19 protein-coding genes and 1 pseudogene are annotated in these 22290 nt (G+C 57.5%); 8 read left to right on the top strand and 12 right to left on the bottom strand.

All coding sequences use genetic code 11. The features are described 5' to 3' along the window. Positions 1-7: 7 nt before the first annotated feature. The 3 genes from H7B67_RS21805 to leuC form a co-directional block, all read right to left on the bottom strand. A complete protein-coding gene (locus H7B67_RS21805; RefSeq protein WP_185121974.1) occupies positions 8-1537 on the bottom strand; it encodes an N-acetylmuramoyl-L-alanine amidase family protein in 1530 nt (509 codons plus the stop codon). Positions 1538-1754: 217 nt separating this feature from the next. Continuing rightward, positions 1755-2363: a 3-isopropylmalate dehydratase small subunit gene (leuD, locus tag H7B67_RS21800; protein ID WP_185121973.1), complete on the bottom strand. Its 609-nt coding sequence runs from the start codon at positions 2361-2363 to the stop codon at positions 1755-1757. 18 nt (positions 2364-2381) lie between these two features. Next, the gene (gene leuC, locus H7B67_RS21795) at positions 2382-3803 is read right to left on the bottom strand and encodes a 3-isopropylmalate dehydratase large subunit (protein WP_185121972.1); all 1422 of its coding nucleotides are present in this window, start codon (positions 3801-3803) and stop codon (positions 2382-2384) included. Positions 3804-4611: 808 nt separating this feature from the next. Between leuC and H7B67_RS21790 the strand changes: the two genes are divergently transcribed. Further along, complete coding sequence (locus tag H7B67_RS21790) at positions 4612-5541, top strand: LysR family transcriptional regulator (protein WP_185121971.1); 930 nt, start codon at positions 4612-4614, stop codon at positions 5539-5541. 60 nt (positions 5542-5601) lie between these two features. On the opposite strand, the gene H7B67_RS21785 is transcribed toward H7B67_RS21790, so the two are convergent. Continuing rightward, positions 5602-6417, bottom strand: a complete 816-nt coding sequence (locus H7B67_RS21785; RefSeq protein WP_185121970.1) for a carbon-nitrogen family hydrolase — start codon at positions 6415-6417, stop codon at positions 5602-5604. A 185-nt stretch (positions 6418-6602) separates the two neighbouring features. Between H7B67_RS21785 and H7B67_RS21780 the strand changes: the two genes are divergently transcribed. The 7 genes from H7B67_RS21780 (at position 6603) to mtnB (ending at position 14143) form a co-directional block, all read left to right on the top strand. Then, positions 6603-7781: a pyridoxal phosphate-dependent aminotransferase gene (locus tag H7B67_RS21780; RefSeq protein WP_221468855.1), complete on the top strand. Its 1179-nt coding sequence runs from the start codon at positions 6603-6605 to the stop codon at positions 7779-7781. 405 nt (positions 7782-8186) lie between these two features. Then, positions 8187-9308: a glutamate 5-kinase gene (proB, locus tag H7B67_RS21775; protein ID WP_185121969.1), complete on the top strand. Its 1122-nt coding sequence runs from the start codon at positions 8187-8189 to the stop codon at positions 9306-9308. Further along, on the top strand, positions 9305-10552 hold the full coding sequence (locus tag H7B67_RS21770) for a glutamate-5-semialdehyde dehydrogenase (protein WP_185121968.1): 1248 nt from the start codon (positions 9305-9307) through the stop codon (positions 10550-10552). The genes proB and H7B67_RS21770 overlap by 4 nt, the downstream gene beginning before the upstream one ends. A 99-nt stretch (positions 10553-10651) precedes the next feature. Next, a complete protein-coding gene (proC, locus tag H7B67_RS21765; RefSeq protein ID WP_185121967.1) occupies positions 10652-11524 on the top strand; it encodes a pyrroline-5-carboxylate reductase in 873 nt (290 codons plus the stop codon). A 32-nt stretch (positions 11525-11556) separates the two neighbouring features. Beyond that, positions 11557-12804: a 2,3-diketo-5-methylthiopentyl-1-phosphate enolase gene (locus tag H7B67_RS21760; protein WP_185121966.1), complete on the top strand. Its 1248-nt coding sequence runs from the start codon at positions 11557-11559 to the stop codon at positions 12802-12804. Continuing rightward, the gene (locus H7B67_RS21755) at positions 12801-13490 is read left to right on the top strand and encodes a 2-hydroxy-3-keto-5-methylthiopentenyl-1-phosphate phosphatase (protein WP_185121965.1); all 690 of its coding nucleotides are present in this window, start codon (positions 12801-12803) and stop codon (positions 13488-13490) included. The genes H7B67_RS21760 and H7B67_RS21755 overlap by 4 nt, the downstream gene beginning before the upstream one ends. Then, positions 13487-14143 (top strand): methylthioribulose 1-phosphate dehydratase, encoded by a 657-nt coding sequence (gene mtnB / locus H7B67_RS21750; protein WP_185121964.1) that lies wholly within the window; start codon positions 13487-13489, stop codon positions 14141-14143. The genes H7B67_RS21755 and mtnB overlap by 4 nt, the downstream gene beginning before the upstream one ends. A gap of 188 nt (positions 14144-14331) precedes the next feature. Here mtnB and H7B67_RS30960 read toward each other — a convergent pair. The 8 genes and pseudogenes from H7B67_RS30960 to pnp form a co-directional block, all read right to left on the bottom strand. Beyond that, positions 14332-14453 (bottom strand): annotated as a pseudogene (locus tag H7B67_RS30960) (AraC family transcriptional regulator); the annotation flags it as partial. A 19-nt stretch (positions 14454-14472) separates the two neighbouring features. Next, on the bottom strand, positions 14473-15444 hold the full coding sequence (locus tag H7B67_RS21745; RefSeq protein WP_185121963.1) for an aldo/keto reductase: 972 nt from the start codon (positions 15442-15444) through the stop codon (positions 14473-14475). A gap of 28 nt (positions 15445-15472) precedes the next feature. Beyond that, positions 15473-15883, bottom strand: coding sequence for a MerR family transcriptional regulator (locus tag H7B67_RS21740; RefSeq protein WP_185121962.1), 411 nt, complete (start codon positions 15881-15883; stop codon positions 15473-15475). A gap of 486 nt (positions 15884-16369) precedes the next feature. Beyond that, the gene (locus H7B67_RS21735; RefSeq protein WP_185121961.1) at positions 16370-16840 is read right to left on the bottom strand and encodes an SRPBCC family protein; all 471 of its coding nucleotides are present in this window, start codon (positions 16838-16840) and stop codon (positions 16370-16372) included. Positions 16841-16950: 110 nt separating this feature from the next. After that, positions 16951-17394, bottom strand: a complete 444-nt coding sequence (gene dut / locus H7B67_RS21730; RefSeq protein WP_185121960.1) for a dUTP diphosphatase — start codon at positions 17392-17394, stop codon at positions 16951-16953. Continuing rightward, a complete protein-coding gene (locus H7B67_RS21725) occupies positions 17357-18640 on the bottom strand; it encodes an insulinase family protein (RefSeq protein ID WP_185121959.1) in 1284 nt (427 codons plus the stop codon). Before H7B67_RS21725 ends, dut begins: the two co-directional genes overlap by 38 nt. An 85-nt stretch (positions 18641-18725) precedes the next feature. Continuing rightward, complete coding sequence (locus H7B67_RS21720) at positions 18726-19748, bottom strand: polysaccharide deacetylase family protein (RefSeq protein WP_185121958.1); 1023 nt, start codon at positions 19746-19748, stop codon at positions 18726-18728. Between the two features lie 253 nt (positions 19749-20001). Beyond that, on the bottom strand, positions 20002-22104 hold the full coding sequence (gene pnp / locus H7B67_RS21715; RefSeq protein WP_185121957.1) for a polyribonucleotide nucleotidyltransferase: 2103 nt from the start codon (positions 22102-22104) through the stop codon (positions 20002-20004). Positions 22105-22290: the final 186 nt, after the last annotated feature.

Here is a 22290-nt window from a genome sequence, read left to right as displayed (position 1 = left end):
CAATCTTCTATTCCAACTTCAAATACTTCTTGATGGCGGTGGCCAATCCTTGGGCGACATTGCTCTGGAACGTCTCCAGGTACATCACGCTCTCGTCTCCCGAATTCGATAGATAACCGGCTTCGAACAGAACCGCCGGCATCGTCGTCTCGCGGGTGACCGCAAGGCTCTTCTGGATGACTCCCCTGTCCTTGAGGCCGGTCGTCGGCGTCGCGTAGGTATGCACGGCTTTGGCGAAGGCAAGGCTGGCATCCCGAGTGTAGTACACCTCGGTACCCGTTACCGTGTTCTTCGTGTTGCTGTTGCCGTGCACCGACAGGAAGAGATCGGCCTTGATGGAATTGGCCAGATTGTAGCGATCGGCCAACGACGGATATGTATCTCCCGAACGGGTAAGGACGAGATTGAACCGGGAATCCGCGGCCAGGATGGCTTGAAGCTTCAGGATGACCGCCAGATTGAAATCCTTCTCCCGCTTGCCCGTAATGCTGAGCGCGCCCGGGTCCGAACCGCCGTGTCCCGCGTCGAGGACTATCGTATAAGTTCCGCTAGGAGGCTCGTCCGCCGGCACCGTGCTCGGATCCACCAGCTTGATCGTCAGCGTCCTGAGCGAAGCGTCGTTAACGATCTCGTAGCTCCACTTCTGATTCAGATCCAGCACGAATCGAAGCGTCTTCGGATTATCCGAGAACAGGGAGTATCGAACCTTCGTTAGCGCGACGTGATCCGCGACGGCCAGCTCTCCGAGCGGCTTCACGACCGAGTTCCCGTCCGTTGCCAGCGCCGGCTGGAAGTCCGTCGCGAAATCGGCCGAAGGAAGGTCGATGACGATACGGTCGGGTCCGGTAAGCACGGAAGCCTTCGGGATCAAGAAGCCGTCGCTGTACTTGATAACGATCGAATCGTTCTCGTAGCTGACGGAATGAACCGAAGTAACCGAAGTCGAGGGATTCGTCACTTCTCCGCCGTTCTCCGTTCCTCCGCCTTCCGGCAAGCTCGGATCGGCGCCGCCTCCATCGGACGGATTGCCCGAATCTCCGGAACCGCTGTCGCCGCCGGAGCCGTTGCTGCCGGAGCCGCTTTCGTTTCCGGTGTCCGAGCCGTTCGAATTGTTGCTGTACAAGAACACCGACTTGTTCGTGTTATCCCAGTACACTTGAAGGCCTAAAGCCTCGCCTACGAATCGGAGCGGAATGAGCGTGGTGTTCGATCTCGCGGTTGGAGCCGCTTGCAAGGCAACCAGCTTGCCGTCTACGGAAGCCGATTTCTTGTCGAGCACCATCTCTACCTTAGAGCTTCCGCTCGTAACCGTCACCTGCTTCTTGCTGCTGTCGTAATCGACTTTGTAGCCCAGGTTTTCCCCGACGATCCTAATGGGCACCATCGTGAAGCTGCCGATCAAGGTCGGAGGTTCAACGGGATTCAAAATTTTGCCGTTCAACACAAGCTTCGGAGCAACCGTCTCGGCAGAGGCGGTTCCGCAAGCCATGAACAGCATGACGGCGACGACAAACAACAGGGACGTCCACTTCTTCATGCTTCACCTCGGTGTCTAAAGTTCTAAAATGTGCAATCATGCCGATGGGGTACCCACCCAGCTTGTCCATGAAACATTAGACGTCCGATTTCGCCAAAAGTTGCGACCAAACGAGGAAAAAAAGACCCTAGCTCCCGAAAAATGCCGTATCGGAAACCAGGGTCTTGCATGCTGTCGTTTATCCGAGCTTACGGCGTCTTGCGCCCTTGCTCTCGGTTTAGAATCGGTTCGCCAGTCGAGCTTCGTTCTTCGCTTCGTATGCCGCGATCAGATCGCTGTGCTGAAGGGTCAGGCCGATATCGTCCAGGCCAAGCAGCAGGAATTGGCGGCGATGCTCGTCGAGATCGAAGTGGATCGTCAGATCCGCGCCGTCCGTGATGACCTTGTTCTCGAGGTCGACGGTCAGCTTGTAGCCGACGTTCGCGTTCGTGCGTTGGAACAGGTCTTCGACTTGCTCCTCGCTGAGCTTGATCGGCAGGATGCCGTTCTTGAAGCAGTTGTTGTAGAAAATGTCCGCGAACGACGGAGCGATGACGACGCGGAAGCCGTAGTCCAGAATCGCCCAAGGAGCGTGCTCGCGGGAGGAGCCGCAGCCGAAGTTCGCGCGGGAAATCAGGATGCTCGAGCCTTGATAGCGTTCTTGGTTCAGGCTGAACTCGGGAATGACGTTCCCTTGTTCGTCCCAACGCCATTCGAAGAACAGGAATTGGCCGAAGCCGCTGCGCTCGATGCGCTTCAGGAATTGCTTAGGAATGATAGCGTCGGTGTCGACGTTCACGCGGTCGACCGGCGTGACGATGCCCGTAAGTTGTTTGAATGCTTCCATGGTTTCGAATCTCCCTTCTTATGCCGTTACTTCGGAACGGAATTCCCAGTTGCGAACGTCGGTAAATCGGCCCGTGACCGCTGCCGCAGCAGCCATCTCGGGAGAAACCAGGTGCGTACGTCCGCCGCGTCCTTGACGACCTTCGAAGTTGCGGTTCGAAGTGGATGCGCAGCGTTGGCCCGGCTTCAGAACGTCCGGATTCATCGCAAGGCACATCGAGCAGCCCGCTTCGCGCCATTCGAAGCCCGCGGCGGTGAAGATCTTGTCCAGGCCTTCCTTCTCGGCTTGAAGCTTAACGCGGCCGGAGCCGGGAACGACGATAGCCGTGACGTTCGGGCTTACCTTATGGCCTTGGGCGACCTTGGCAGCCGCGCGCAGGTCTTCGATGCGGCCGTTCGTGCAGGAGCCGATGAAGACGTAGTCGATCGGAATCTCGGACATCGGAGTGCCCGGCTTCAGATCCATGTATTCAAGCGCCTTCTCGGCGGCTTTGCGTTCGTTCTCCGTCGGCAGCTGCTCCGGATAAGGAACCGTGGACGAGATGCCCGTGCCCATGCCCGGGCTCGTGCCCCAAGTGACTTGCGGAACGAGCTCTTCGACGTTCAGCTCGACGACCTTGTCGTATACGGCGCCTTCATCGGAAGCCAGAGCCTTCCATTGCTCGACCGCGCGATCGAAGTCCTCGCCTTGCGGAGCGTATTCGCGGCCGCGAAGGTAGTTGAACGTCGTCTCGTCCGGAGCGATCAGGCCGGCGCGGGCGCCGCCTTCGATGGACATGTTGCAGACGGTCATGCGCTCTTCCATCGACAGATCGCGGATCGCTTGGCCCGTGTACTCGATAACGTAGCCGGTAGCGAAGTCCGTGCCGTACTTGGCGATCAGGCCGAGGATCAAGTCCTTCGCGGTGATGCCCGCCGGGCGCTTGCCGACGAAGCGGACTTCCATCGTCTTCGCTTTCGCTTGCTGCAAGCATTGCGTAGCCAGAACGTGCTCGACTTCGCTCGTGCCGATACCGAACGCCAGAGCGCCGAACGCGCCGTGCGTCGAAGTGTGGCTGTCGCCGCAAACGATCGTCTTGCCCGGGTGGGTCAGGCCGAGCTCAGGTCCCATAACGTGAACGACGCCTTGGTCGATCGTGTTCAGGTCGTACAGCTTGACGCCGAATTCCTTACAGTTGTTAGTCAGCGTGTCGACCTGCTGCTTGGAGATCGGGTCGGCGATATTGAAGCGGTCCTGCGTCGGTACGTTGTGGTCCATCGTCGCGAAGGTCAGGTCCGGACGACGCACTTTGCGGTTCGTCATGCGAAGGCCTTCGAACGCTTGCGGAGAAGTAACCTCGTGAACCAGGTGCAGGTCGATGTACAGAATGCTCGGCTTGCCAGCTTCCGAATGAATCTCGTGATTGTTCCAAATTTTCTCGAACATCGTCTTTTTGCTCATTGTTCATTCACCCCGTATGAATTGTTCATCTCTGCGAAACCGATCCGACGGCGAAGAGCTGATGGAGCGTCCAGCGTCCTCCCGTTCCGCCTCGGCCTTACCGGACTAAGAAGCGGCAGATTCAGTTCTCTTAATGATCATGCCTCTACTATACCATCGCTCCGTTCATTGCTCCAAGATATAATATCTATAACGATTATAGGTTCAACCTATCTCCGAAGCGTTCTTTTTGCGCCCAAATGCTTGTCCTGTGCGGAATTGTACGACCGCTAGTTCTTATCCGTAAACATAAATTGGATTAGAATGTGGCCAAGTCGTGAACGAATCGGTCATAGTTTTGTCTATAAGAAGGACGATTGCGCTGCTTATTATTCGGGGGATATGTTACTCGCTCACGCGTTACATCGAATGTGGTGCACCCAGTGCCCCTCTTTCGACCATTCCCCGCCAATTCCATGAATGTAGTGCACCCAGACCAAATACGCTCGAAAAACGAAGCACCTACGAGTGGGGAACAGTTACCAATAGTGACCTCAAAGTAACTTTTGCGGGGTTGCGGGGTTGCGGGGTTCACAGAGACTCGCATGGTTCGAGTTTCGTCGTTAGGGACGGGCGGTATCGGGAAATGAAGTTAACCTACGACTACTCCTTCAATCAAACTATAACCCCTCCCCATCTTATAGTTTCATGCTATAATAGTCCCATCAAATGCGGTCCGCCAACAGCCTCGCCATTCACCCTATCAACTTATCGTCCCAATCGTCATGAGCTTGGGAGCCTGATATCGAAATAGAAAGGAGCCCTTAATATGGAGCTGCGCCTTCTTCAATACGTCATTCAGATCGCCGCCGAGCGCAACTTCTCCCGGGCTGCCGAGAAGCTGCATATCGCCCAGCCCTCCCTGAGCCAGCAGCTATCTAAGCTCGAGAAGGAGCTCGGCATTCTGCTGTTCAAGCGGAGCACCAACTCCGTCGAGCTCACCTATGCCGGGTCTATATTCGTAGAGAAAGCGAAGCAGATCGTCGATATGACCGAGCAGCTGCGCCAAGAGATGGAAGATATCGCCGACCTGCGCAAAGGCCGCATCATCGTCGGGAGCCTGCCGATTACCGGCGCCCACGTTCTCCCCGACGTGCTGACCGCTTTCCGTCTCACGCATCCCAATATCGAGATCGCCTTGGTCGAGGAGACGACGATTCAGCTGGAGCAACTAACCGCCAGCGGCGGCACCGACGTCAGCCTGCTCTCCCTGCCGGTCATCGAGCCCTCGCTCACTTACGAGCCGATCATCGAGGAAGAACTATATTTGGCGGTGCCTCCCGATCATCCCCTGGCCCTGTCCGGCTCCAAGGAGCCGATCGATCTGGCCGACATGAAGGACGAGCCCTTCGTTCTGCTCAAGCGGGGACAGGGCTTCCGGGCGATCGCCTACGACCTGTGCCAGCAAGCGGGGTTCGCCCCGCGGGTCGTGTTCGAGAGCAGCAACATCGAGACGGTTCAGTCGCTGGTCGCCGCCGGCATGGGCATCGGCTTCGTGCCGCACATGGTCGCGAGAAGCGGACTGGGAAGCAGCCACACCCCCGTCTACATCCGCATGAAGAACAGGCCGACCCGCACGCTCGTCATCGCCTACCGCAAAGGTCGCTACCTGTCCAATGCCGCGGAAGCGTTCATCGATATTTTCCGCAAGACGATGCAAGCTCTCAATAAGCAACCGCCCGACAAATCCAAGGATTAATCCATAGAACGCTTGAGGAAAATAAAGCAGGAGGATTGCGCGGCAGCGGCGGAGGAACGGTTATTCGTACAAGCTCGGCCGGCGGTCGGCGAACACCGGAATCCGTCCGCGAACTTCGTCCGCGAGGTCGAGGTCGATCTCGGCGGTGAGGATCGTCTCCTCTTCTCCCGCTTCGGCGACGATCTCTCCCCATGGATCGATTACCATCGAATGGCCGAAGAAATGGGTCGTTCCGCTTATGCCCGTGCGATTGCACGCCACGACGTACATCTGGTTCTCGATCGCTCTCGCTTGAAGAAGCGTTCTCCAGTGGTGCAGGCGGGGATGCGGCCATTCCGCCGGAACGAACAGCACCTTGGCTCCCTCGAGAGCAAGCTTCCGGGCAAGCTCCGGAAAACGGATGTCGTAGCAGATCATGACGCCGGCCGGATAGCCTTCCAGCTCGAACCGTCCGGGCTTCTCTCCCGCTTCGAGGTGCAGATGCTCGTCCATGAGCTTGAAGAGATGGATCTTCGAGTATTCGGCGATCTCCTCGCCTTGCCGGTCAAAGCCGTAGACCGTATTCGTCACCTTGGAAGCCCGGCCGTCGTTCCCCTCGCGGAGTTCCGCGATCGAGCCCGCGACGATGTTGACCCCGTGGCGCTTCGCGAACTCGGAGACGAAGGAACGGGTGCGGGCGCCCGCCGGATCCGCCAGCTCGCGAATTCGGTCGAGCGCGTAGCCCGTGTTCCACATCTCGGGCACGAGAATGACGTCCGGCTTCGGCGAGGCGGCCACGGCTTCCGTCAGCCGCTGCTCCAGCCGGGCGAAGTTTGGCTCCGGGTGACCGGCGTCTATATGCATTTGAATGAGCGCTAAGCGCAAAAGGTTTGGCATGGGACAAGCTCTCCTTCGGATTCATGGCGGCTGCGCCGCTCTTTTCCCCATCGTACCTTATTTAAGGGGAAGGCGACAAGATAACGTATTCCGTCTTATCCGATTGATATTCAAAGCCGCCTTGTGCTACATTCATTTTATCCGTTTCCTACTCTATGGATTGAAAGCTGAGTGACGAACTAATCATGACGATTCGAATCGAACCGGCGCACCGTCTGACGACGCTGCCCGAGCAATTCTTCGCGGCTCTCGTCGGCAGAGCCAACGCCCGGGCGGCAACCGGCCGGGACGTGATCAATCTGGGGCAAGGCAACCCGGACCTTCCGACTCCCCGGCACATCGTGGAGAAGCTGAAGCAAGCCGCGGACAATCCTCTGTATCATAAATACCCTCCTTTCCGAGGTTTTCGCTTCCTCAAGGAAGCCGTAGCCAAGCGATATAAGGAAGATTATAACGTCGATCTGGATCCGGATACCGAGGTCGCCGTCCTGTTCGGAGGCAAAACGGGCCTCGTCGAGATCAGCCAGTGCCTGTTGAATCCCGGAGACGTCTGCCTCGTCCCCGATCCGGGCTACCCGGATTATTGGTCCGGCGTCGCTTTGGCGGAAGCGGAGATGGCGTCCATGCCGCTCCTCGAGAGCAACGGCTTCCTGCCCGATTACGAGGCGATTCCCGCTTCCAAGCTGGAACGGGCTAAGCTGATGTTCCTGAACTACCCGAACAATCCGACGTCGGCGGTCGCCAATCGTTCCTTCTATGAAGAAACCGTCCGCTTCGCGGAGAGAAACAACGTCGTCGTCGCCAGCGACTTCGCCTACGGCGCCATCGGCTTCGAAGGCAAGCGGCCGGTCAGCTTCCTGGAGACGCCCGGCGCGAAGGACGTCGGCATCGAGTTCTACACGCTCTCCAAATCCTATAACATGGCCGGATGGCGGGTAGGGTTCGCGCTGGGCAACAAGCAGATCGTCGAGATGCTCAATCTGATCCAGGACCATTATTATTGCAGCCTGTTCGGCGGCATCCAGGAAGCCGCGGCCGAAGCGCTCTCGGGACCTCAGGATTCGGTGGCCGAGCTTGTCCGCACGTACGAAAGCCGCCGCGACGCCCTATATGAAGGATTCTCTTCGATCGGCTGGCAGGCGCCGAAGCCGGCGGGGTCTTTCTTCTGCTGGCTGCCCGTCCCCGCCGGATATTCCTCGGCGGGCTTCGCGGACAAGCTGCTGGAGGAAGCGGACATCGTCGTCGCTCCGGGCAACGGCTTCGGGGAGCATGGAGAAGGCTACGTTCGGCTGGGTCTCCTCGCTCCCGAGCAGCGCTTGCGCGAGGCGGCGGAGCGGATCGGAAGGCTGAATCTGTTCCGTTGATTCGCCGCCCCTTAAGGCCTTCCTTCCTTTACAAGGCTTGCGGCGCATGGTATTCTTAGCATTAATATGAAGCCGTTCGGAGCAAGAGCGGCTCCCGATCCAAACGCAATGAAGGGGAACGAAGCGGACCCGGCTCGCCCAGAGATCGAATTCCTTGGCTGGAAGAATTCGACGAATCCGACCGCTTCTCCCGCCCCCGAGCGGCCGGCGACGAGCCGGACAGATCCTGCTGTTACCAGGAATTCAAGAGGATGCCGATCCCCATCGCGGGGAGTACGTCGGCATCAATGAAGGTGGTACCGCGGAAGGAAACTTTCGTCCTTTGTTTGAGGACGAGAGTTTTTTTGCGTTTCGCGCGCTTTTCCCCTGCCCCTATCACCAGCATATGAGAGGAACGTGGCAACAATGGCTCGACGAATCGTCGTCAAAATAGGAAGCAGCTCTCTCACCTCCGAAGAAGGCGGCCTAAGCCGCGATCGGGTTCGCTTCTTCGCATCGGAGATCGCCCATCTTCAGCAGCTGGGGCTCGAGGTTCTGCTCGTGACGAGCGGAGCGGTAGCGGCCGGCTTCAAGAAGATCGGCTACGCTTCCCGTCCCAAGCTCGTCTACGAGAAGCAAGCCGCGGCCGCGGTTGGCCAGGCGCTGCTCATGGAAGCCTATCAGGAGGCTTTCTCCGCGCACGGCATCCCGGCCGCCCAAATCCTGCTCACCCGGCCGGACTTCAGCAACCGCTCCCGCTCGCAGAACGCGCAGCGAACGATCGAGGAGCTGCTGAGGCTTAAGGTCGTCCCGGTCATCAACGAGAACGACACGGTCGCCATCGACGAGCTGAAATTCAGCGAGAACGATACGCTGTCCGCTCTCGTCGCCGCATTGGTCAAAGCCGACGAGCTCTACGTGCTGACCGACATCGAGGGCTTGTACACCGCCGACCCGCGCAAGGATCCTGACGCGAAGCGGATCGACCGCATCGAGGTCATCTCCGACGAGCTGTACCGAATCGCGGGAGGCGCCGGCTCCTCCGTCGGAACGGGAGGCATGCGCTCCAAGATCGAAGCGGCCCGGATCGCGATGGGCGGCGGGGTGTCCACCTTCATCGGCCGGGTGACGGAGCCGGGCGACCTACTGAAGGCTGCGGAAGGCAGCGGACGGGGCACGTACTTCACGACCTCTCTTCACTCGCTTCCCGCGAAGAAGAAATGGATCGGCTACCTTGCCGTTCCGCAGGGCCGAATCGTCGTCGACGCCGGAGCGGAAGAAGCGCTGCTCAACGGGCACAAGAGCCTGCTGCCCGCGGGGGTAACCGGAATAGAAGGCGAGTTCCACCCCCGCGACGTCGTCGAGGTGGTGAACGTTGCCGGCCGAACGCTGGGCAGAGGCGTCACCAATTATGCATCTTGGCAAGTCACGGCGGCCGCGGGGCTATCGAGCGACGAAGCTCAGCGGCGCGTCGAGCCGAGCCGTATCGAAGTGATTCATCGAGACGAATGGGTTACGACCCACGTAAAGGAGGCGTCAGACGCATGAGCGAAGTAAGAACGAAGGCGGCGCTGGCCAAAGAAGCCGCGGCCGTCATGAACCGGATGACGACGGTACAGAAGAACGAGGCTTTGTTGAAAATGGCCGATGCGTTGATCGCGGAGCAGGCTATTTTATTGGAAGCGAACGAGAAGGATATCCGGAACGGAGAAGCGAACGGCACCAGTTCCTCCCTGCTCGACCGGCTGAAGCTGAATCCTAGCCGCATCGAAGCGATCGCCGAAGGCTTAAGGCAGGTCGTGGAGCTCGAGGATCCGATCGGAACGGTGCTGGAGACGTTCGATCGTCCGAACGGCCTTCACATCGAGAAGCACCGCGTCCCGCTGGGCGTTATCGGCATGATCTACGAAGCTCGTCCGAACGTCACCGTCGACGCAGCCGGACTCTGCCTGAAAACCGGCAATCCCGTCGTTCTTCGCGGCGGATCCGCGGCGCTCGAAACGAATCGCGCCATCGTCGGCGTGATGAGACAAGCGCTGGCCGAAACGGCACTTCCGGTTGAAGCTCTCCAGATGATCGAGGATTCCAACCGTTCTTCGGTCGACGAGATGCTGAAGCTGAACGGGCTGATCGACGTCATCATTCCGCGCGGCGGCGCTTCTCTTATCCAGAACGTCGTACAGAACGCGACCGTGCCCGTCATTGAGACGGGGGCCGGCATCTGTCATACTTATGTGGACGCGTCCGCCCTTCCGAAGATGGCGGAAGAGATCGCCTTGAACGCCAAGGTTCAGCGTCCTTCGGTCTGCAATTCGATGGAGACGCTGATCGTTCATTCCGGCTACGCGGAGAAACACTTGTCTTCCATGGCGGAACGTTTCCGCGAGAAGAATGTCGAGCTTCGCGGCTGCGAACGGGCGCAGAAGCTCGTTTCGTGGGTCCGCTCCGCTTCCGAGCAGGATTATGCGACCGAGTACAACGATTATATTTTGAACATTAAGATCGTGGACGATCTGGACGAGGCGCTCGCCCATATCCGCCGGTTCGGCACCATGCACAGCGAATGCATCGTGACCGAATCGCAAGAGAACGCGGCTCGCTTCCTGGCGGAGGTCGATGCGGCGACGGTCTATCACAACGCCTCCACCCGCTTCACCGACGGCTTCGAATTCGGCTTCGGCGCCGAGATCGGCATCAGCACGCAGAAGCTGCACGCGCGGGGACCGATGGGCCTTCCCGCCCTCACCTCGACCAAGTATGTCGTCAAGGGCAGCGGGCAGGTTCGCGGCTAACGGCGATTCGAATGGGTCGTATTCGATTATCCGTCAGACGAATGGGACATCATCCACCTTAAACGGTTGTTAATTAGAAGTCGGGAGTGAAAACGTATTATGGCAAATCTATCTTCATCCAAACTGAAGGACCGGACTATCGTCTTCTACGGCGCCGGCTCGATGGCGGAAGCCATTATTAGAGGGATTGTCGATACCGGAGTTGCGACGCCGGGGAACATTACGGTTCTCAATCGTTCGAACGGAGATCGTCTGCTCGAGCTACAGAAGAAATACGGAGTCGTTCCGGCGCTTACTCCAGAGCAGAAAGACGCCGCCCTCGCTCGATCGGATATGATCGTACTCGGCATGAAGCCGAAGGATTCGGCGGCCGCGCTTCTGACCCTGAAGCCGCTTCTTCGTTCCGAGCAGCTGATCGTCTCCCTGATCGCGGGACTCACGATCCAAACCATGCATCGATTGCTGGCGAACGAGCAGCCGATCGTTCGGACGATGCCGAACACCTCGAGCTCCATCGGGCTCGGCGCGACGGGCATCAGCTTCTCGGCGTCCGTTCCGGAGGAAGGCCGCGCGCTGGCGCTCTCGATGTTCGGCGCGATCGGCATGACGAGCGTCGTCGAGGAAAACCTGCTTCAGACGGTGACCGCCGTATCGGGAAGCGGCCCTGCTTATATCTATTACATGATGGAAGCGATGATCCGCTCCGGGATCGAGCAAGGGCTCGCTCCGGAAGCCGCCCGCGAGCTAGTCGTGCAGACGGTCCGCGGCGCCGCCGAGATGGTCCGCCTGACGGAAGAAGACCCGGCCGAGCTGCGCCGGAAGGTCACGTCGCCGAACGGCACGACTCAAGCCGCGATCGAGACGCTGGAGCGGCACGGCTTCCCCGAAGCCGTCTCGCAGGCGATGCGGCGCTGCGCGGAGCGCGCGGAAGAGATGGGGCAAGCTATCGCGGACGAAGCATTCGCCCGTTAACTTATTCTAGGGATTGCAGGAGTTGATACAAGATGAGCAACAACAAGAGCGTGGCGCCCGGCTACAGCACGGCTACCTATCGGTTGTTCGAGGACAAAGCCGACTTCGCGAAGAAAGCGGAAGGAATCGCGGTCGGCCTGACCGTCGGCAGCTGGACCGAGCTTCCGGAAGTGGCCAAACAAAAGATGGAGAAGTATCTGGGTCAGGTCGTCTCGATCGAAGCGCACGAGCCGGAAGGCGCGGCTCCGGGAGAGCGCTACGCGGACATTACGATCGCTTATCCCGATCTGAACTTCTCCAAGGACCTTCCTGCCCTGCTCGTCACCACGTTCGGCAAGCTGTCGATGGACGGGCGGATCAAGCTGCTGGACTTGAACCCCTCTTCCGACTTCCTGTCGGCGTTCTCCGGACCGAAGTTCGGAATGCAAGGCGTGCGCGAGAAGCTCGGCATAACGGACAGGCCTCTTCTAATGAGCATTTTCAAGTCCGTTATCGGCTACGACCTTCCGAATCTGCGCGAGCAATTCCTGCAGCAGGCTCTGGGAGGCGTCGATCTGATCAAGGACGACGAGATTCTGTTCGAGAATCCGCTGACACCGCTCGAGAAGCGCGTGGAAACTTGCGTCGATGCCGCTCGCGAAGCCGAGAAGGTCACCGGACAGAAGCTGATCTACTTCACCAACCTGACGGGACCGACGTCCAAGCTGAGGGAGAACGCCCGCCGCGCCATCGACGCGGGCGCCAACGGCCTGCTGTTTAACGTTCTCTCCTACGGCTATGACGCCATGGCAGAACTGGTGGCCGATCCCTCGATCAACGTCCCGATCGCGGCTCACCCGGCGATGGCCGGCGCCTTCTATCCGTCGCCGCACCATGGCATCGCCGCCCCTCTGCTGCTGGGCAAGCTGATCCGCATCGCGGGAGCGGACCTGTCGCTCTTCCCTTCGCCGTACGGCTCGGTCGTCATGCCGAAGGAAGAGAATCTCGCCGTTCAAGCGGCCCTGCTCGATCCGTCGCTTCCGCTTAAGGCGGCGTTCCCGGTCCCGTCCGCCGGCATCCACCCGGGTCTCGTGCCGCTCATCATGCGCGACTTCGGCGAAGCCGTCGTCGTCAACGCGGGCGGCGGCGTGCACGGACATGCCCATGGAGCCGCGGCGGGCGGCCGAGCGTTCCGCCAGGCCATCGACGCGGTCAAGGCTGGCATCGGCCTTGCCGATTACGCTACGGACCACGAGGAGCTGCGTTTGGCTATCGAACGCTGGGGGGTACGCGAGGCATGAGCGACATTGCAACCGACAGCAAGAGTAAGCCTCCCGTATTGTTCTGCGATTTTGACGGTACGATCACGCTGAGCGACAATATCGTCGCGGTCATGAAGCACTTCAAGCCGGAAGGCTACGAAGCCATCATGAGCGATATCGTCAGCTTCAAGAAGTCGCTGCGCCAAGGAGTCGGCGAGATGTTCGCCCTCTTCCCTTCCTCCATGCGGCAAGAGATAACGGACTACATCCTGAACACCGCCGGCATACGCGAGGGGTTCCCGCAACTGCTCGAATGGTGCAAGAAGAACGGCGTGGAATTTTACGTCACGAGCGGCGGAATCGACTTCTTCGTCTATCCGCTGCTGGAGCCGTTCGGCATCCCGCGTGACCATATCTTTTGCAACGGCAGCGACTTCAGCGGCGAGCGAATCGATATCCTGTGGCCGCATCCGTGCGACGAACACTGCAAGAACGATTGCGGCATGTGCAAGGCGGCGGTTATTCGCCGGTATCCGAAGGAAGAGTACACTCGCATCCTGATCGGAGACAGCATTACCGACTTCGAAGGAGCGAAGCTGGTCGACCTCGTTTTCTCCCGCTCCCACTTGACCGAGAGGTGCCGAGAGCTGGGACTCCCGCACATTCCGTTCGAGAATTTCCACGATATCGTCCATCACTTAGAGCAAGGAGACTGGAGAAAATGAGCGAGCATCCTAGCAAGTCCATCCTGTTGGAGGAGAAGCAGCGCGTCTACCGGGAGCTGGACCGAGTCAAGACCGACTTCGCCCAGAGAGGCTGGTTCCCGGGAACGAGCGGCAACCTGTCGATGAGAGTCGGCGAGTTCACGCCCGAGCGGTTCGCCTTCGCCGTCACGGCCAGCGGCAAGGACAAAGCCGCCTCGACGCCGGACGACTTCCTTCTCGTCGACGAGAAGGGCGCCCCATGCGAGCCGACGGCGCTCAAGCCTTCCGCCGAGACGCTGATCCATTGCGAAATCTATCGCCAGACCGGCTGCGGCGCTATTTTCCATATTCATTCCGTCTACAACAGCCTCGTCTCCGAGCTCTTCTGGGACCGCAGGTCCGTTCCGGTCGAAGGCGTCGAGCTGATCAAGGCGTTCAACATCTGGGACGAGGAAGCCGTCATCGATGTGCCGATCGTCTCCAACTTCGCGAACATTCCTCTTATCGTTCCCGAGGTTAGAGACCGCCTGGACAAGCGCATTCCGGGTATCTTGCTGCGCAAGCACGGCATCTACGCTTGGGGCCGCGACGCCTTCGAAGCGAGAAAGCACCTCGAAGCTTTCGAATTCCTGTTCGAATACGTGTATAAGCTGAAGCTGATTCAAGGACGGTAATAACAAAGCGACAGGCCTAAGGGGGGGGTGACCGCCTTTGGCCTGTCGCTTTTTTCATCTCGCGAAGTTCATAGTTTTAGACTGCCCCAACATTTCATACGGCGGCAGCCATGAACGAGAAAATAAAGTCATAGACTGCTGCTGTGTTGTTCAACAAACGATTCCAGTTAGTTTAATAACTAATAGACGGGAGGGCATATTTGATTATAGCGTGACATTCGGTTAACACGTCACGGAAGTCGCGAGCGTGAAAGGTCGCCAAGACGGCTGACGGATACTGTGCCGTCTCGTACGCTGTCGCAAGCTTGACTGCTTCTTCTGATTATAGTCTAGCCGTCGAGCAGCGTCATCTGTTCTTTCATATAACGCGTGCCGTGAACGACATTCTTGGGGCTGACCTGATCGATTCGTTCGAGGTCCTCCTTCATGAGAAGGATATCAACCGCGGCCGCATTTTCCTCCAGGTACTTGATACGCTTCGTACCCGGGATAGGCAACGCCCCGTTGGCAATCGTCCAGGCGATGGCCAATTGGGATGGCGTACAGTTCTTCTCCATCGCTATCTCCTTAATCTTGTCGACAACCTCAACGTTCTTCCGGAAGTTATCCCCTTGGAACCGCGGCATCCATCTGCGAAGATCGTCGGCGGCCAGATCCTCGAAAGTGCGAAGCTCACCGGAGATGAAGCCCCTGCTTAGCGGACTGTAGGCCACATGGGTAATCCCCAGCTCTCTTACGGTAGGGAGTATCACCTCTTCGATGTCACGGCTCCAGAGCGAATACTCACTCTCTAGCACGGAGATCGGATACACGGCATGAGCGCGGCGTATGGTAGAAGCGGAAGCTTCGGACAGGCCGAGCGCCCGAACTTTGCCTGCCTTGACCAAGTCTGCCATCGCTCCGACCGTCTCCTCTATCGGGATTTGCGGATCGACGCGGTGTTGGTAGTATAGATCGATGTAATCCGTATTCAAACGGCGAAGGCTATCCTCCACTGCTTTCTTAACGTAATCAGGATGGCCACTGATGCTCTCGTAATTTGGGGTGTACGAGAACTTGGTGGCGATAATGGCTTGCTCGCGGCGCCCTTGAAGAGCACGGCCGAGCAGCTTTTCGTTATGCCCGTTCCCGTACACGTCCGCGGTATCGAACATCGTGACGCCAATGTCCAAAGCGCGATGGATCGTTTGGATTGACTGTTCATCGTTAGTTTCCCCGTAAATGCCTGGAGACATTCCCATAATTCCCAGTCCGATTGAAGAGACGAGGATATTGCTATTGCCCAAAATTCTTTGCTGCATTTGTTAATCCCTCATTCTATGATTGTTGTCACTCTGACTCTTCCATCTTGATTAACAACTGGCTCTCGGAAGGGATTCTCCCTTTCTCGATGTCTTCGTATATCGACAGTTTGTTATTGACGGCGTCGAGCGCTTCGGCCAATTCGTTCTGGCGGAGAAATAATTCTTCCTTGTACTGGTTCAAGATCGCTTTGCGCTGTGGAATCGTGGAATCACCATCGAGCGCAAGATTCACCATCTCCTTCAGCAACGACAGCTTCATCCCTGTCGCCCGGAAACATGTCATCAGCCGGACCCAATCTAGGTGATCTTGTTCGAACAGTCGATTCCCGTTCTTATCTCTCTTAATGTAAGGGAGCAATCCCTCCTTCTCGTAAAAACGAATCGTATGAGCCGGGCAACCAAGCCGCTCTGAAGCTTCTTTGATCGTGAATGCCATTGGCCGGATCGCTCCTTATCGGTTCTTTTCAGACGGAATCGGCTGGTTCTTCCTCATCCTAAGCCTTAAAGTACGCTTTAAGGCAAGCGTTATTTTGGGAGACAGCTGTTAACGTCTGAACTACTGATTATCATTATGATGCTCATCATTGATCCTATTTAGGGGGCTGTGAAAACTGGAGGCTATAATAGAGGCACCTTCGGCATTAAAATACGCACAATGTTCGTTCCAATATCGGTTATCTTCGAATCCTTCTTGCTTACTCAATGGACACTTCGTGCATCTGAGTGTTCTACCAAACAAAAGTCGGCAATAAACAGAGAAAAAGGCAGCTGGATTAAATACTCGCTGCCTAAACTAAACTGCCAGTTAGCTCAATGAAGCTCTTCAGTCCAATACTTTATTTTCTAAGTCTACAACTTTATTTGCCTAGCCTAACATTTTATTTTTCAGTCTAGAGCTTTATTTTCTTCTGACATTCAACGACTATCGGTTCGCATTCGCATCCGGAGCTTTATCCGCTACCAGGTTCAGAATAACATCATGCTCGAGATAAGCTTTAGCCCCGCACAGGACGATCGTGTATCCTCCCATATCGTCGATGGCGCGGTCGATCAAGCGACTCCCATCTTCGGCATACCCTGAGGTTGCGATCGATACGAACGTCGTTCGATCCGGGCGATCGACGAACGTCCATTCCGTCTCGGAGCCGTCCGACCAACGAAGGCGGAGCTTCTTGTTCTTCTCGGCCTCCAGCACGTAAACCCGATCCGACACTCCGTACATCTCCCAATCCCAACGGATCTCGCTTCCGGCTTCCAATCTTCCGCTGCTTCGGGTAAACCAGAATTTCGTCGTCTGCTCCGGATTCGCAAACGCCTCGTATACGTCTTCAACCGGTCTGCGAATGAGCATTTCCGCTTTCACGCCGGATACGGCAGGGTCCAACGCAGTCATTCGGTTCTCTCCTCTCCTTGTCCATCGAACAAAAACCGCGCACCGACACAAGCTCATCTGTCGATGCACGGTTCTCTATGCTCATTAATGATAGCGTTATTGGGATGGATTTACTTGCCCGTGTGCCCGAAGCCGCCTTCTCCGCGAACGGTATCGGACAGCTCGGCCACCTCTTCCAGCGTCACTTGAGGAACGCGTTGGAACACCATCTGCGCGATTCTCTCTCCGCGCTCGATCGTGAACGGCTGCTGCCCCAAGTTGATCAGCAGCACCTTCACTTCCCCGCGGTAATCGGCATCGATCGTTCCGGGAGAATTCAGGCAAGTGATTCCGTGCTTGAATGCAAGTCCGCTGCGTGGGCGGACTTGGGCTTCAAGCTCCTTAGGCATCGCCATCGCGAAGCCGGTCGGAACGAGCGCTCTCTCGCCCGGAGCTAATATCATTGGTTCGACTACGGCCGCATGAAGGTCAAAGCCTGCCGCCCATTCGGACATTTGGCGCGGCAGGGCGATGTCCTCATTCCCCGGCAGCCGCTTCAGCTGTACTGGATACAACGAATTCCCTCCCTAATCCCGTAAGTACCTTCTCTTGCGCTCCGACGACGGCAATGGCGCATTGCTCTCCGCCCATCACCCGGTCGATCATCTCGGCTACGTCGTCCTTCGTGACGGCGTCGATCTTCTCGATCATCTCGTCCAAGGTCTGATGACGTCCAAGCATCAATTCGTTCTTGCCTTGGCGGTTCATGCGGCTGCTGGAGCTCTCCAGGCTGAGGATCAGGTTGCCCTTCAGCTGCTCCTTGCCGCGATGAATCTCGGCTTCGGTAAGGCCGTTCTTCTTCACTTCCTCCAGCATCTCGAGCGTGAGATCGTATACGTCCTGCGTCTGCTTGGGAGCCGTTCCGGCATAAACCGTGAACAGGCCGCTGTCCGCATAGGACGTATGATACGAATAAACCGAATAGGCGAGACCGCGTTTCTCCCGAATTTCTTGGAACAGCCGGGAGCTCATGCCTCCGCCGATCGTGTTGTTCAGCAGAATCATCGCGTACATCTTCGGCTCCTGGATGGAGCACCCCGGGAACGTCAGGCACAGATGGTTCTGCTCCGTCTTTTTCCGATGGAAAAGCGCGTCCGCCCGGTAAACCGGTGCGGATAGATCCGCCGTTCCCCCTCTGACGTCGAAGCCGCCGAAATGCTGCTCGAGCAGGTCGATGACCTTCTCGTCCACGTTGCCGGCCAAGCTGACGACCGTATTCTCGATCGTGTACCTTCTGTTCATGTAGCCGCGAAGATCGTCCGCCGTCATCGCGTTCAGCCGTTCGGCGGTCCCGAGAATGGAATAGGCCAGCGGGTGGTCGCCCAGCGACGCACGGGTGACGAGATCGTGAACCATGTCGTCCGGAGTATCGTCATACATCGAGATCTCCTCGATAATGACGTTCTTCTCCTTCGCGAGCTCTTCCTCGTCGAATAACGAATTGAAAAACATGTCGGACAGAACGTCGACCGCAATCGGCAAGTGCTGATCCAACACTTTGGCGTAGTAGCACGTATATTCCTTGGAGGTGAACGCGTTCACGTTGCCGCCGATGCCGTCGAATCGGTCGGCGATCTCCTTGGCGGAATGTCGTTTGGTTCCCTTGAAGAGCATGTGCTCGATAAAATGGGATATTCCGTTGTCCACCGGGGTCTCGTAACGGGAGCCGGTCTTTACCCAGATGCCGAACGATACGGAGCGGCTTGTCGGAATCGGCTCAATCATCACTCGCAGACCGTTCTTTAATGTAAATTTTTCCACCCATGTTCCCCCTAAAGATCAATAGTACCACTATATCAAATATCCTTATTCGTCACAACAGAGGGATAAGCCGCTCCAAAGCCGATTATGGAGCCTTTTTTTCTTCCTTCATCCGGCCTTCGGACAGCGTGTCCGAGACGGTTCCCGGGGTCAAGCCTTTGGAACGGATGACGCGAATCATTCCCTTGAGCGCGTCTCTCGTCGTCTCCGTCGGATGCATCAGGATCAGCGTTCCTGCCCCCGTCCGAGCGGATACTTTGTCGATCACGGAAGAAGCGGACGGCTTTCTCCAATCGACCGTATCCAGCGTCCAGAGCACGGTCTGAAGCCCCAACTCCCTCGCGACGTCGACGGTCAGCTGATTGTAATCTCCGGAAGGAGGCGCGAACCAACGGTTGTCCACCCCCAGCTTCGTCTTGAGCAGGTTCTCCGTCTTCACGATCTCTTGCCGCTGGCGCGCCGCGCTAAGAGTGCTCATGTTCGGATGCGAGTAAGCATGGTTGGAAGCCTCGTGACCCCTTCGGAGAATATCCTGCGCGATATCCGCGTGCTTGGCAAGCCAGCTTCCGTCAAAAAAGAAAGTCGCCTTCGCCTTCTCCTCCTCCAAAGTCCGAAGGATCGACGGAAGGTACTCTTCTCCCCATGCCACGTTGATCATAAGGCCGACCATGGGCTTGAGGGAATTTCCCCGGTAGATCGGGCTCGGCTGCAAATCCTTTAACCCCACCGCCGGCTTCAGCTCTTTATATACCCATGGAAAAGACGAGTCGCCTCTCGCTCCCGAACGGAAGCCCATCGCCTTCGCCCGCTCAAAAGTCGCATCGATATCGACCTCTCGGCCGTTGTAACCGGGAATCGCTTTCCACACCCTATCTTGCGTCGCATTGACCGGAGCCTCGTACCTCTTCTTAGCTTCCGTTTTTATCCATTCCTTAAGCTCGGTTTGACCGGTCTCCTCCGAATTCTCGTTCCCGAATGCGATCGTTGCCGGCGTACCGTTCTTGACCTGTTGCACATATTCGCTTAGCGGGCCGAATCGGCCTGCGGCTAGGATGGCAACGAGGCAAAGAAGCATCGCCGCGAGCACGACAGGCGACGTTACTCTCATTGATCCTTTCCCTCCGCTTTCTCTCGTGGCGCCTCGTTGGCGGCTTCTTTTTGTTTCGCAGATGGGCTTGGCCACACCTGCCTCGCCTCCATCCTATGCCAAATTCGCTATTATTATGTACGTTGCATCGCGAAAACTGTACGCCGATAAGATCGGATTACGCGATTCGGCCATCCCACCGCGAGCTTCGCAGATCCCCCAAAAACGCAAAAAAAGAGACTGACAAAATCGGTCTCTTCTCTCTTCTTGCTTCTTATTTTTGAACCGGCTCTTCCGGAGCGAGCAGCACCTTGCGGGACAGGTTGACGCGGCCCATCTGGTCGATCTCGGTTACCTTGACTTGGATCTTGTCGCCGATGTTCACGACGTCCTCGACCTTTGCGACTCTCTCCGCAGCCAGCTGCGAGATGTGGACGAGTCCGTCCTTGCCCGGCAGAATCTCGACGAAGGCGCCGAACTTCTCGATGCGCTTGACGGTGCCGAGGTAAATCTCGCCGACCACGACTTCGCGAACGATTCCTTCGATAATGGAACGAGCCTTCTCGTTGGCTGCCGCATCGGAGGAAGCGATGTACACCATGCCGTCCTGCTCGATGTCGATTTTGACGCCGGTCTCTTCGATGATCTTGTTGATGACCTTGCCGCCCGAACCGATAACGTCGCGGATCTTGTCCGGATTGATGCGCATCGTGACGATCTTGGGCGCGTACTTGCTGAGCTCGGTGCGAGGCTGCTGGATGACTTCCATCATCTTGCCGAGGATGAACATGCGTCCTTCCTTCGCTTGCTCGAGCGATTGCGTCAGGATCGAACGATCGATGCCGTCGATCTTGATATCCATCTGGATCGCCGTAACGCCCTTAGCCGTACCCGCCACCTTGAAGTCCATATCGCCGAGATGGTCTTCCATGCCTTGGATGTCGGTCAGGATGGTGAAGTGCTCGCCGTCCTTGATCAGACCCATCGCGACTCCGGCAACCGGCGCCTTAATCGGAACGCCGGCATCCATCATCGCGAGCGTGCTGGCGCAGATGCTCGCTTGAGAGGTGGAACCGTTCGATTCCAGTACTTCGGAGACAAGGCGGATCGTGTACGGGAATTCCGCTTCCGAAGGAATGACCTTCAGCAGGGCCCGCTCGCCGAGTGCGCCATGACCGATCTCGCGGCGGCCCGGAGGACGAAGCGGACGCGCTTCCCCTACCGAGAACGGCGGGAAGTTGTAATGGTGCATGAAGCGTTTGGTTTCTTCGATGCCGATGCCGTCGAGAATTTGAACGTCTCCCAGCGGTCCGAGCGTACAAACGCTGAGCGCTTGCGTTTGGCCGCGCGTAAACAGGCCGGAGCCGTGCGTGCGAGGCAGGATCGAGACATCGCCGGAGATCGGGCGAATTTCGCTCGGTTTGCGTCCGTCCGGACGAACCTTGTCATGAGTAATCAAGCGTCGCACTTCGTTCTTGACGATGTCGTAAAGAACTTCCTTCACGTCGGCCAGCTTCTCCGGCGTCTCCGCGTATACAGTCGTGAAGTGCGCTACCGTCTCTTCGTTAATCGCGTCGATAGCGTCTTGGCGAGCGTGCTTCTCTTCGATCCGCACCGCTTCGACCAGGCGTTGCCCGGCGTACGCATTCACGTCCGCTGCGACGGCCGAGTCGACCTCGTGGAGAACGACCTCCATCTTAGGCACGCCGGCGAGCTCCGTCAGACGGTCGATCGTGCCGACGATCTTCTTGATCTCCTCGTGCCCGAACATGATCGCTTCGAGAATGTCCATCTCCGGAACTTCGTTGGCTTCCGCCTCCACCATCATGATGGCGTCGCGAGTACCGGCGACGACGACGTACATGTCGCTCTTCTCTTCTTCGGCGACGGTCGGGTTGATGATGAACTTCCCGTCGATTCTGCCGACGACGACGCCTCCGACCGGTCCGTTAAACGGAACGTTGGAGATCGACAGCGCAGCCGAGGTTCCGATCATGGCCGCAATCTCCGGAGAGCAGTCTTGATCGACGCTCATCACCAGGTTGACGATCTGAACGTCGTTCCGGAATCCTTCCGGGAACAGCGGACGAATCGGACGGTCCGTCAGACGGCTCGCCAGAATCGCCTTCTCGCTGGGACGGCCTTCTCGCTTGATGAAGCCTCCCGGGATTTTGCCTACGGAATAAAGTCTCTCCTCATAATTGACGGTCAATGGGAAAAAATCAAGATCCTTCGGACCGGGCGATGCCGTAACGGTGGACAGCACGACGGTATCCCCGTAGCGGACGACGACGGCGCCGTTGGCTTGCTTGGCCAGGCGTCCCGTCTCGAGCGAGAACGGACGGCCTCCCAGTTGCATTTCTACGCTTTGAGCCACAGATATTCCCTCCTCATAGTAGACTTATGTATTTTCGACACATTACCCATTATTTCCTGCTAATCGCATCTTAGGCAATGGATCCTTCTTGTCGGACAACGTTTTATTCCCGTAAAGTAGGAAAAGCAACCCGGTGTCGGTCGGGAAACGTTCCCTCGCGACACGACCAGGTTGCTCTCTAGCGGT

The organism is Cohnella thailandensis, from assembly GCF_014212135.1.
Lineage (GTDB): Bacteria > Bacillota > Bacilli > Paenibacillales > Paenibacillaceae > Cohnella > Cohnella thailandensis.
This window is presented reverse-complemented; position numbering and strand designations above follow the sequence as displayed.

What these genes read in the sequence shown, in the direction of transcription:
- H7B67_RS21785 (WP_185121970.1), bottom strand. Translation starts at nt 6,417, where the DNA reads ATGCCAAACCTTTTGCGCTTAGCGCTCATTCAAATGCATATAGACGCC.
- H7B67_RS21740 (WP_185121962.1), bottom strand. Translation starts at nt 15,883, where the DNA reads ATGGCATTCACGATCAAAGAAGCTTCAGAGCGGCTTGGTTGCCCGGCT.
- mtnB (WP_185121964.1), top strand. Translation starts at nt 13,487, where the DNA reads ATGAGCGAGCATCCTAGCAAGTCCATCCTGTTGGAGGAGAAGCAGCGC.
- H7B67_RS21770 (WP_185121968.1), top strand. Translation starts at nt 9,305, where the DNA reads ATGAGCGAAGTAAGAACGAAGGCGGCGCTGGCCAAAGAAGCCGCGGCC.
- H7B67_RS21805 (WP_185121974.1), bottom strand. Translation starts at nt 1,537, where the DNA reads ATGAAGAAGTGGACGTCCCTGTTGTTTGTCGTCGCCGTCATGCTGTTC.
- H7B67_RS21755 (WP_185121965.1), top strand. Translation starts at nt 12,801, where the DNA reads ATGAGCGACATTGCAACCGACAGCAAGAGTAAGCCTCCCGTATTGTTC.
- H7B67_RS21760 (WP_185121966.1), top strand. Translation starts at nt 11,557, where the DNA reads ATGAGCAACAACAAGAGCGTGGCGCCCGGCTACAGCACGGCTACCTAT.
- H7B67_RS21745 (WP_185121963.1), bottom strand. Translation starts at nt 15,444, where the DNA reads ATGCAGCAAAGAATTTTGGGCAATAGCAATATCCTCGTCTCTTCAATC.
- H7B67_RS21720 (WP_185121958.1), bottom strand. Translation starts at nt 19,748, where the DNA reads ATGAGAGTAACGTCGCCTGTCGTGCTCGCGGCGATGCTTCTTTGCCTC.
- H7B67_RS21790 (WP_185121971.1), top strand. Translation starts at nt 4,612, where the DNA reads ATGGAGCTGCGCCTTCTTCAATACGTCATTCAGATCGCCGCCGAGCGC.
- leuC (WP_185121972.1), bottom strand. Translation starts at nt 3,803, where the DNA reads ATGAGCAAAAAGACGATGTTCGAGAAAATTTGGAACAATCACGAGATT.
- leuD (WP_185121973.1), bottom strand. Translation starts at nt 2,363, where the DNA reads ATGGAAGCATTCAAACAACTTACGGGCATCGTCACGCCGGTCGACCGC.
- H7B67_RS21780 (WP_221468855.1), top strand. Translation starts at nt 6,603, where the DNA reads ATGACGATTCGAATCGAACCGGCGCACCGTCTGACGACGCTGCCCGAG.
- proC (WP_185121967.1), top strand. Translation starts at nt 10,652, where the DNA reads ATGGCAAATCTATCTTCATCCAAACTGAAGGACCGGACTATCGTCTTC.
- proB (WP_185121969.1), top strand. Translation starts at nt 8,187, where the DNA reads ATGGCTCGACGAATCGTCGTCAAAATAGGAAGCAGCTCTCTCACCTCC.
- H7B67_RS21735 (WP_185121961.1), bottom strand. Translation starts at nt 16,840, where the DNA reads ATGACTGCGTTGGACCCTGCCGTATCCGGCGTGAAAGCGGAAATGCTC.